The organism is Photobacterium sanguinicancri (assembly GCF_002265265.1).
GTDB lineage: Bacteria > Pseudomonadota > Gammaproteobacteria > Enterobacterales > Vibrionaceae > Photobacterium > Photobacterium sanguinicancri.
In genome coordinates, this window is the sequence record NZ_NOIF01000176.1 from 1 (window position 1) to 10,616 (window position 10,616).

Sequence of the window (10,616 nt, forward strand, 5' to 3'; positions counted from 1 at the left end):
ACATAGAATATGTTTGTTTTTAATTGCAGCTTGTAGTAACAATAAGGCAACAATTTAGCGAGTGTCTTTTTTATGTTGTCATTTGTTTCAAAACATTCATCATTACTTTTAATGCTTGCGGCTGTATTAGGCTTTTTAATACCCAACGCATCAAAAGCACTTTTCCCCTATCTCCCTCTCATTCTGTTTTTCCTTATGCTATTTACCCTGCTTGGCATAAAACAGAATGTATTAATTAAAAAGCTAGCCGAACGACAAGTATGGGGCTATGCCATATTCCATGCGATTGGGTTATCACTCATCAGCTGTTCAGTAGCCGCTCTGCTAGGTGTGAATAGCGCATTATTAGTTGCAATATCAGCAGTTACAGCCACAGGCTCGCTGTTTGCGACACCGGCTATTGCACGCTCAATCGGCTTAGATGCATTAGAAGCAATGGCAATGACAATCGCAACAACGTTATTAATGCCAGCTGTTCTCTATTTTAATCTAATGATTTTCCAAGACGAAGCTTTCAGCCTGGATATGAAGAGTTACTTCGTACGCTTGGTTATATTTATTGCAGGGCCTATGCTGATTTCTGCTTTTTGTCACCACTTAGTACCTAAAGAAACCCTACACCGAATTCACGGAAAACTATCGCAGTTCACTATTCTATTAGTCTTTAGTTTTCCCTTCGGGCTCGTCGGAGAGTTCCGTGACATGTTTGATTTATCGCTCTGGCTAGGCATGCAATACCTGTTAATCGGCATTACGTTATGCGCACTCTTTTTTATAGCAGGATATATCTGCTACCACCGACAAGGGGTCGACAAAGCATTAGTTGCTGCAATAACTGCTGCTAATCGAAATGTATTGCTCACATTTACCGTCGCAAGTAGTTATTTAGGGCCAGAATATCTCGCAATTATGGGAGCAATTCAATTTCCAACCTTTTGTTTACCCCTTTTTGTGAAATACATATCGCCACGACTTCATAAGCGCGCATCTAGGCTACAAATCAATCAATAACGTCCCAACTTCAAACAAATTACACCGACTTAAGCGAATCGCTTGCCTGATCGAAACGATTTTTCTATGATGCAGATGAATTCTCAGGGCGGGGCGAAATTCCCCACCGGCGGTAAATAAAGGCAGTTACTCTCTATATAACCCTTTATCAGCCCGCGAGCGCTTGAACATAACGGGCTTTTTGTTCGCTTTTTCAAGGTCAGCAGATCTGGTGTAAACCCAGAGCCGACGGTCATAGTCCGGATGAAAGAGGATCAGTGGAGGCCAGTATCTATTGCTGCCTCATGCTTTACATACACACTATTTACTCATATCTAGTTGCTTACACCTAGGTATCGAGAATTTGGTGGTTTAAGTTATTTCAGTTTTCCTGAAACGCTGCCTTTCTATGCCCTGATTCTGGTATCAATATTATATTTGGAGTTATTTACCATGAATCAGTCTCTACTTTCCCCTTTCGGAACTGCTTTCCAACGTGTTGAAGCAGGGTTAGAAGCAATCCGCCAAGGTCGCGGTGTACTTGTTGTTGATGATGAAGATCGTGAAAACGAAGGCGATATCATTTTCGCAGCAGAAACCTTAACACCAGCGCAAATGGCATTAATGATCCGTGAATGTTCAGGCATTGTCTGCTTATGTTTAACGGACGAGCGCGTTGAACAGCTTGAATTACCTATGATGGTAGAAAACAACACTAGCGCCAATGAAACTGGCTTTACAGTGACGATCGAAGCAACACATGGCGTGACAACAGGTGTTTCTGCCGCTGATCGCGTAACAACCATCAAAGCCGCTATTGCTGACGATGCTAAACCATCCGATCTTTGCCGCCCAGGCCATGTGTTCCCGCTAAAAGCGAATGCAGAAGGTGTACTTGGTCGTCGTGGTCATACTGAAGCAACCATCGACTTAATGCGTCTTTCAGGCTTGAAGCCATACGGTGTTTTGTGTGAGCTTACGAACCCAGATGGCACAATGGCACGCCTACCAGAGGTTATTGCGTTTGGTGAAGAGCATGATATGCCAGTGCTAACCATTGAAGATTTAGCCGCTTATCGTTTGGCAAAAGAAGCAAATACGCAGGACGCTTTAGCTGAAATCGCTTAATGCTTAGCTACGAAAAAGCTGTGCTGCTATGGTGCAGCTTTTTTATCTAGTTTAGACGGATATAAATACTGTCGTAAAAACACCTTTATTTAAACGATTCGGTGTTATAAGCCAACAGATGGCATCAAATAAATCAATATTCCCCACGCAGAAACCCAGCCCACGACCATAGCGACGTCTATCCAATCTTTATGCATACGAACTCCCATACGAACTCTACTGTTATCTCACATCTACACCCTCTGTATTTTTATCGTCAACACTGAACATTTCTTGAGCGGATTTCACACGGATTTTTGAGATTTCGAGAGGTGATATCTAACTTTGGTAAAGCGCAAAAAAAACACCAACCAAGGTTGATGTTTTTTAAAGGGTTAACCAACGAAGACAATACTTAAGCTAAGCAACATCCGCACATTGGCAAGGAATGTAGTTAACGCGAATCGAATCAGGCGCTCTAAGCTCGGAAAGCGTATGAGCATAAGCCTCAAACGCTTCAGCCATCGTCACGTTCAATGCAACAGGCTCCATGTCATAGTTGAGCAACGCATCATAACCTTCTTTACCTGTCGCGGTATAACCAGAAGATACCGATGTATATACAACATCATCTTCGATCAGTCGCCACTCGTTATCTTTACAGGTTTCTAACGATTCTACACGCGCACCTTTCTCTGCACAGCACCGATAAGTAAAACGTAAGTTCGATACATATGGAAAACTACCACTTCCCGTGCCTTCAACACCATTATCAATGGCATTGTTTATTGCACCTTCAAGTGCTTGACGCAGGTATTTACCTTTAACTTTATAAACCATCAGGCCAATAGCAAAAGGTAATAAACGTCCTGCAATATCAGCAGAGGTCAATGGACCCGGGTTCAATGATGCACGTACCCCACCCGCATTGTGAATGGCAAAATCAACATCATAGCCCTGCTGTACGCCTTGCCAACGAAACGCATCAACAACTAAAGGCGCAATTTGGCTTGGGCCTTTGGCATCTGGAATACGAGTATGACGCAAAGGTTCAGGTACTTTGGTAATGAGCTGCGTCTGCAACTTGCGCACTGCTGGGCGATAATCATTGTTCAGCAGATTTTCAATTTCAGGGTCTTTAACACAAAATCGTACGTTAGATTGTGCCTGCAGGTATGCCTTCACGGCTTGATGCTGACCTTCTTCTAAATGTTCTGTACGCGAAGCATCTAAGGTAAATTGACGGCCAAGTAACAACTGATGAACACCACCAGCACGTTCAACACTGCCATCGGCATTAAAATCTAATTCAAGTTGACCAAGTGACAAAGCATTACAGCCAGCTTGCACAACACAAGTGCCACTGATCATACGAGCATAGCCATCAGTTACACCGTAACCAAGGTTAGAAAAGTCACCTTGCATGGTATGCGTGTGGCCACCAATAATGGCACCAACACCGTCTAATTCTTCTGCTAATAAAAGATCACGCGCGTAACCTAAATGGCTTAGAACAACGATCTTATTAATGCCATTAGCACGAATAACACTTACAGTTGCTTTTGCGACCTCTAGTACATTAAGAAAATGCGTGTCTGGGTCTGGGTTCGCGATCCCTTCCATGTTTTCAATAGCTAAACCAAAAACAGCAATCTTCTCACCGTCGACTGATTTAACCAGATAGCGCCCATAAGCGGGTGATTTATCCGTTGCAGGCTTGTAAGTTAATACGTTCGGCTTAGATTGCAACGGATTAGCTTTAGTTTGATCTTCTTGGGTAAGATCCCAATTAGCGGCTAATAAAGGGAAATTTGTATAATCGAGAAAATCAGCGACTGTCTGATTCCCCATATCGAGTTCATGATTGCCTAACGCCATCGCTTCTACACCAATAGCATTCAAGAGCTTCGCGTTGGCAATCCCTTTATATAGAGAGAAATACAAAGTGCCTTGAAAGCAATCACCGGCATGAACAAACATGAATTCACGTCCATGCAAATACGCTTGTTTTTTAACATCCTGCACAGCAGAAGATACACGTGAAAATCCGCCACAACTGGCGTACACAGGAAGACTCTCACCCTGCTCTGTCGGCATAGGTAAGTTAAATTGAATTGCGGAAGGCTCAAAATGTGAATGCGTGTCATTGATATGAGCAATTGTAATTTTAGCTGCGCGATGTTGAGTCATAATGATTCAGCGTCCCTCCGTGAATAAAGAATAAAGAGGTCTATCACGTTGTAAGACAAAAATGAGATGCCACTTACGAGAAAAACGTGATGTAAAACGAAATATAACACAGAGTTGTACTCTACCCATGATGAATATTTGGAAAAACCTTTGTTACCAAACCGAAACAGTTTTCATCTGGGACGCCATTGTTCAAATTCTCACGAGAAAAAGCAATGGTCATACAAATATAAAGTTAAACTTAATCAATAAGTAAGATATTCGCCCATACATGAAAAGAGCTTTCTTCGTTAAAGTTGCCCCCTCACAACAATATAATCTATAAAGCAATACACATCGGGCTGTTCGCAACAGGATCCTTAACAACATGTGCATCAAAGCTAAACACTTCTTTTAACAATGACGCTGTAAATACCGTTTCAGGTTCGCCCTGAACGACAAGTTGCCCATCGTTAAGTACAACCAAATAATCACAGTACCGACATGCTTGATTCAAGTCATGAAGCACGACGACAACCGTTTTACCTTTATCATTCATTCTTCGCATCAGATGCATCAGATCAACTTGATGCGATAAATCTAAATACGTTGTCGGCTCATCCATCATTACTATATCTGCATCTTGCGCCATAACCATCGCAATCCAAGCACGTTGACGCTGTCCTCCAGATAACGATTCGACTTGCTTGTCAGCCATAGCTAACACACCTGTTTCTTCCATCACCTGATCAACAATGTCTTTATCTTTATAGCTGAGCTTTCCCCAATGAGAGACATAAGGCGAACGCCCATACTCAACCAATTTACGCACAGTAATACCTTCTGGGCTCACCAGCATTTGCGGTAAGAGTGAAATTCGCTGAGCCAGCTGTTTATCTGGGTATTGATGTAGCGGCTGATTGTCGAAATAAACGTCACCAGATACAGGTTTGTTAATTCTTGCTAGTGTTTTTAGCAAGGTTGATTTACCACAGCCGTTAGGCCCAATCAGAGCCGTAATTTTCCCCTCGGGGATCGTTAGCGATAAATCACGGATAATAGTGTTATCACCGTAAGCGACAGAAAGCTGTTTTGTACAGAGCATGGTTACCAACCTCGGTGACGTTGTAGTAAGTAAATAAAATAAGGAGCGCCAATAAGTGACGTTAGAACGCCCGCAGGTAACTCAACAGGAGGTTGGAGTCCTCGCGCTAGAATATCTGCGACCAACACCAATAGAGCGCCAACGATCGCCGCACCAGGTAATAACAGTTTATGGTTATGACCAAACAACATTCGTGCTAAATGCGGGCCAAGTAACCCCACAAAACTAACGGTTCCTGCTACAGAAACACTGATACTGGCTAACGCTACCGCGGCCACTAGGGCAAGGGCTTGCACACGAGAAGGGTTAATACCTAACGACGTTGCACTTTCCTCTCCAAGTCCCATTACATCTAATCGCCATGCCAACCAAAAAGCGCAAGGTAATAGCAGTGCCAGCGCACTCCAGATAATAGGAACTTGCTCCCAGTTACGTCCCCATAAGCTCCCTGTCAACCACACCATGGCCGTATTAATTTCAATGGGATTTACTATCAGTAAAAAATCAATGCAGCTTGATAAAAACGCGCTCACCGCGATGCCAATTAAGGCTAGACGTGCAGGTGTCGGTGAAGATATATAGGCAAAAGCCATGATTAATGCAGCGGCCAACATTCCGCCAAACACAGCCGCTAGCGGTAATAAATAAACAGGTGAAGCAGGAAAAAACACCAACAAGGCCGTTGCGGCTAACCCAGCCCCTGTACTAATCCCCATGAGATCTGGTGATGCAAGAGGGTTACGAATGACACCTTGAACTAAGGCTCCAGATAGACCGAGCCCCGCCCCAACACCAATGGCGAGTACCATACGAGGAAAACGATATTGGTTAACAATAAAATCAAATTCTCCGCCCGAAAATAAAGTCGCGATAACCTGACTTGAGCTAAGTGATGATGCCCCAATAAGAAGGCTTAACGATGCCAATGCCAGCAAAATTGCCAGCAGTGAAAATAACTTAAGTCGGCTCATGACAACTTATTCCTTAATGCCAGCATAATAAAACAAGGTGTGCCGATCAGAGCCGTTATAACGCCAACGGGTGTTTCTGATGGAAAAGCGATACCACGAGATAGAGCATCAGCCCAACAAACTAATGTTGCCCCGCACAATGCAGATACTGGCAAAAGAACTAAAAAGTTACTGCCCACGAGCTTTTTAGCGATATGGGGGATCAACAAGCCAACAAATCCAATCGGACCAGCAATGGCTACGCTTGAACCCGTTAGTAGTACAATCGATACACAAGCAAACGTTCGGGTCGTTCGAATATTCAGCCCTAAACCTATTGCAACATCATCGCCAAGCGACAATAGATTCAAATTTCGCGCAATATAGAAAGCTAAGCACAACCCAACGACACTGCTCGGCCATAATTGACGCCATTGCTCCCAATCTACACCTGACAACGACCCCGTTAGCCAGTGCATAACGCTGTACGCCATATCATCAGCTAAGATCACCGCTGCGCGCGTTAAACCAATCAACAATGCATTAATGGCAATACCCGCTAATACCAGCTTAAGCGGATGAGGCCTTTCAGAAAAGAAGCCCCCTAAAAGCATGACCAGCAAACCACTGGCGACACCGCCCACCGCCGCAACCAGTACACTCGGAAGTTGGCTTAAAATAGGTACTTGAATACTCGCTAACGCCATAAAACATGCAGCACCTGCGTTAATCCCAAGCACTGATGGTGATGCTAATGCATTTCGCGTTAAGCCTTGCATTATTGCGCCAGCAACAGCCAAGTTTGCCCCGATCATTAGTGCAGCATAAGCGCGAGGCGCACGTAAGGTTGCTAAGATTTGTTGCTCAATATTCGTATTATCAAATGCAAATAAATACGCTTGAAGGTCGTGTAATTTCAATGAAAAACTTGACCACGAGAGCATTGAAGCTGCGAAGCCAAAAACAATAATGATAAATAAACTACAACTGATCGCGAGTGGCTGTATATAGTCTGACGTTCTAGTTTGCATTATTGTTGAACCAAAACCGTTGCAAGGTTTTCAGCAATACCTTCCGCTGCCAGCATCCCTCGATTCAATGACCAAAGCTCAGGCGATACATCGATAACATGATGTTTTTTAGCGACAGTGAGGATATTAAAGAGTGGATTTTTCTGCCAACTATCAACCACAGTTTGCTCTGTATAGGCGCCAAGTAATAGCCAATCAGGATTCACTTTTAGAAGCTGTTCAAAGCTAGTCGGGAAGTATGCTTTCTCTGTTTGATCTGGCATAGGGCTTTTTAAACCTAATGCCGTAATCACACCACCAGCATAAGAGGCTGGACCATGTAACCACATGCCCTTATCAGTAATAACGGCAAATTGAATGGTATCTTTGCTTGCAAATTGTGCTTTAAAACGCTGTATTTTTGCATTATGTGTATCGATACGCGCTTTCATCTTCTGGTGCTGATTAACCGCGATACCAATTTTCTCAGCCGCTTGTAAGTTTTCGCGGTAGGTTTCACCACGACTTTTCAGCAACAAGGTTGGCGCAATAAGAGACAAATCGTCATATATTGCGGTGTGACGTTCCGCATCTGCAATGATCAAATCTGGCTTTAGTGCTGAAATCACTTCCAAACTGGGCTGAGGTCGCATGCCGACTGATGTCCACAGTTTAATAACATTACGGACAGCAGGAATAATACGCTCGGCTTTTTTGTCATCAGCAATACCGACGGGTGAAATACCCACTGCCGCTAATGCGTCAACAAAAGAATATTCCAGAACCACTATCCTCTGGGGTGTACCCGTAATTTCGAACGTGCCGTGTTCATCTTGAATTTTCCGTGTTTCAGCCAAACTTGGCGTTGATACTAATAACGAGAAAAAAAACGTGAATATCGTCATTACTCGAAAAGACATATTCGACTCCCTATGAATATTGTGGTGCTTGATTCTAATTGCGATCGCTAATGAGAATCAATACAAATAAAACTAGCCAGCAAAAATGCTGACTAGTTTGGTATAGATGACACTTTGATAACCAGTTGCTCTACAATCTGTACTGGTATTAGAACTGGTAATTAATGTCTATGCTGTAAGAGCGCTCAGGTGCGGGATAACGACCAACAGGGCTTGTATCAATCCCACGGAAGTAATATTCCTCATTAAGCAAATTATTAACTGCTAGGTTCATGTTTAAAGAATGAGAACCTGATTTATATAGTTCCTTACCCACATTAAAGTTCCACACTGTATACGCAGGTATCTTACCTTTCGCGCCAGTAGCATCTTCTATATCGGTATTAGCATTATCGGAATATGCATCACTGAAGTGGAAACCAGATAAGGTTGAAGCAAAGCCATAAATCTCGTACGTCGCATCCCAAATAAATTGATGCTTAGACGTATAAGGCAGTTGATTTCCTTTGTTTGCCCCTTCTTCAAGGGTTGCATTTAGGTAGTTATAACCCAACCCAAAGCTTAAATCGGCGACAAAGTCTGGCGCGTATCGACCTGAGACTTCCACACCTTGATGACGTGTCTTACCTATATTATCAAAGGTTTGAGTCGCGCTTTGCCATTGAAGTTGGTCTTTAAAATCAATGCGGTACAGCGATACATTGAAGCTATTTTGATCCTCAGTGAATCGAGCACCTAGCTCATAGTTCCATGCCAGCTCACTGCCCTCTTCGCCTTTTCCTCGAATATAGGCGATTTGCGGTGCACGCAATGATTTTTGGGTATTAGCGTAACCAACCCAAGCATCTGTTATGTTATAAGCAAGCGTTAACCCTGGTAGCAACTCAGTGACTTTATTATCGTGAGTTTCTTCTTTACCAAAGTCTTTAAACGTCATATTAATGGATTCATAACGTAAGCCAGGTGTGACTTTCAATCGGTCATTCATAAAGCCAATTTCGTTACTTACGTAAGCTGCGTACGCACTGGTATCTAAGTGCCAATCACGCGGTACTTTTGTTGCACCTCCAGCGATAGGCGTTTGCGTCAACTTATAATCAATGTCTTCACTGACATATCGGGCACCAATTATCCAATTTTGAGAAATTGAGCTGCGGCTACCAAAGTACATTGATATTTTAGGTTCAACACCGTAAACCTTAAACTCACGCGGTGAGGTACGAATATCTGTTGATGGTAAGCTAGGATCAGCCCAATGTCCGCCCGCACCGTTAAACCCCCATTGGAAGTTACGGGTTGATTTATGACCAAAAGTAAGTAATTCAAACTGAGCGCTATCCGCTAAATCGAGATCATGTAAATACCTAAGACTTCCACGCGTCGATTTACCTTGGTACTCATCGTATGGACGCTTAGATTGTTTTCTATCTTGCTCATAATCCTTAGGCGAAAGCGCCCCGGGCATCTGCGTATCGGCATCATAATGCTGAACAAATGCTTGTAACTCTTGCGTCTGGCTAATTAACCAATCAGTTTTAACTTGGAAATTCTTCACATCCGTATCTGAGTGTTCGCGGAAGCTTTCACCACGCAGCACATTGCCTTCTACCTGAATGGCAAAGTTGTCGGTAAGCCAACCCCCCGTACGTAAATAAAGGTCGTTAAGTGGCGTATTTCCCCCTTCGAAGACGGTCAAACGGTTGCTAATTTCTGTTTCCCACTCTGTCGGAATCGGCTTAGTGACTAAGTTAATCACACCACCAACATTATTCGGGCCATATTGCACTGCGGCACCGCCACGAACAATATCAATCCGATCTAAACTTGCTAATGTTGCAGGGAAAATTGACTGCCCTGTATGCCCATAAGGCGCTAATGTTAATGGAACGCCGTCCATCAAGAACTGCGCATGACCACTACGGCTAGCCTTTAAACCACGAACTGAAATATTCGGTAAAACACCCGTACCCGTTTCATCCTGTACTTTAATACCAGGCACTTTTTGCAAAGCAGCATCAATAGAATTCGATGCCGTTTTCTTAATATGTTCAGCACTAATAACCGTACGACTACCTGGATATTCTTTGACATCCACTTGATCCGACGTACCTATAACACTCGAGGTTACTACTATGGTTTCAATATCTGCGTTTGCTTGTATTGATCCATCTTCAGCCTGTGCATTAAGTGCAAAAACAATAGAAGCCGCTAATACGGAATAGCGTAGTGGCTCCCAACGAGTTTGTTCCTTGATAAACATATCTATTATGTCCTTAATTTTATGGGCAATACCTTAGGCAGCAACAAGTCTTACCTTTCGGCAACATCTAACTAAGTGGGAAGTTTTACCTGCCCACTTAAAATT

Annotated in this window: 8 protein-coding genes and 1 riboswitch; of the genes, 2 read left to right on the forward strand and 6 right to left on the reverse strand. The window is 43.3% G+C overall.

The window, feature by feature from the left end:
- The first annotated feature begins 72 nt into the window (after nucleotides 1–72).
- Entirely contained in the window at nucleotides 73–1,011 is a 939-nt protein-coding gene (locus ASV53_RS19680) for a hypothetical protein (protein WP_062689365.1), read from the forward strand.
- 75 nt (nucleotides 1,012–1,086) lie between these two features.
- Nucleotides 1,087–1,270, forward strand: a riboswitch (FMN riboswitch).
- A gap of 173 nt (nucleotides 1,271–1,443) precedes the next feature.
- Nucleotides 1,444–2,118: a 3,4-dihydroxy-2-butanone-4-phosphate synthase gene (gene ribB, locus ASV53_RS19685; RefSeq protein WP_062689363.1), complete on the forward strand. Its 675-nt coding sequence runs from the start codon at nucleotides 1,444–1,446 to the stop codon at nucleotides 2,116–2,118.
- A 399-nt stretch (nucleotides 2,119–2,517) separates the two neighbouring features.
- On the opposite strand, the gene ASV53_RS19690 is transcribed toward ribB, so the two are convergent.
- The 6 genes from ASV53_RS19690 to ASV53_RS19715 form a co-directional block, all read right to left on the reverse strand.
- Nucleotides 2,518–4,287 carry a bifunctional metallophosphatase/5'-nucleotidase gene (locus tag ASV53_RS19690; RefSeq protein WP_094958346.1) on the reverse strand — a complete coding sequence of 590 codons (1,770 nt, stop codon included), beginning with the start codon at nucleotides 4,285–4,287 and terminating at the stop codon, nucleotides 2,518–2,520.
- Nucleotides 4,288–4,606: 319 nt separating this feature from the next.
- On the reverse strand, nucleotides 4,607–5,371 hold the full coding sequence (gene fecE, locus ASV53_RS19695) for a Fe(3+) dicitrate ABC transporter ATP-binding protein FecE (protein WP_094958347.1): 765 nt from the start codon (nucleotides 5,369–5,371) through the stop codon (nucleotides 4,607–4,609).
- A 2-nt stretch (nucleotides 5,372–5,373) separates the two neighbouring features.
- On the reverse strand, nucleotides 5,374–6,342 hold the full coding sequence (locus ASV53_RS19700) for a FecCD family ABC transporter permease (protein ID WP_094958348.1): 969 nt from the start codon (nucleotides 6,340–6,342) through the stop codon (nucleotides 5,374–5,376).
- A complete protein-coding gene (locus ASV53_RS19705) occupies nucleotides 6,339–7,352 on the reverse strand; it encodes a FecCD family ABC transporter permease (protein ID WP_094958349.1) in 1,014 nt (337 codons plus the stop codon). Before ASV53_RS19705 ends, ASV53_RS19700 begins: the two co-directional genes overlap by 4 nt.
- Nucleotides 7,352–8,251: a Fe(3+) dicitrate ABC transporter substrate-binding protein gene (locus ASV53_RS19710; protein ID WP_094958350.1), complete on the reverse strand. Its 900-nt coding sequence runs from the start codon at nucleotides 8,249–8,251 to the stop codon at nucleotides 7,352–7,354. The genes ASV53_RS19705 and ASV53_RS19710 overlap by 1 nt, the downstream gene beginning before the upstream one ends.
- Nucleotides 8,252–8,399: 148 nt before the next feature.
- Entirely contained in the window at nucleotides 8,400–10,511 is a 2,112-nt protein-coding gene (locus tag ASV53_RS19715; RefSeq protein ID WP_094958351.1) for a TonB-dependent receptor family protein, read from the reverse strand.
- Nucleotides 10,512–10,616 lie beyond the last annotated feature (105 nt).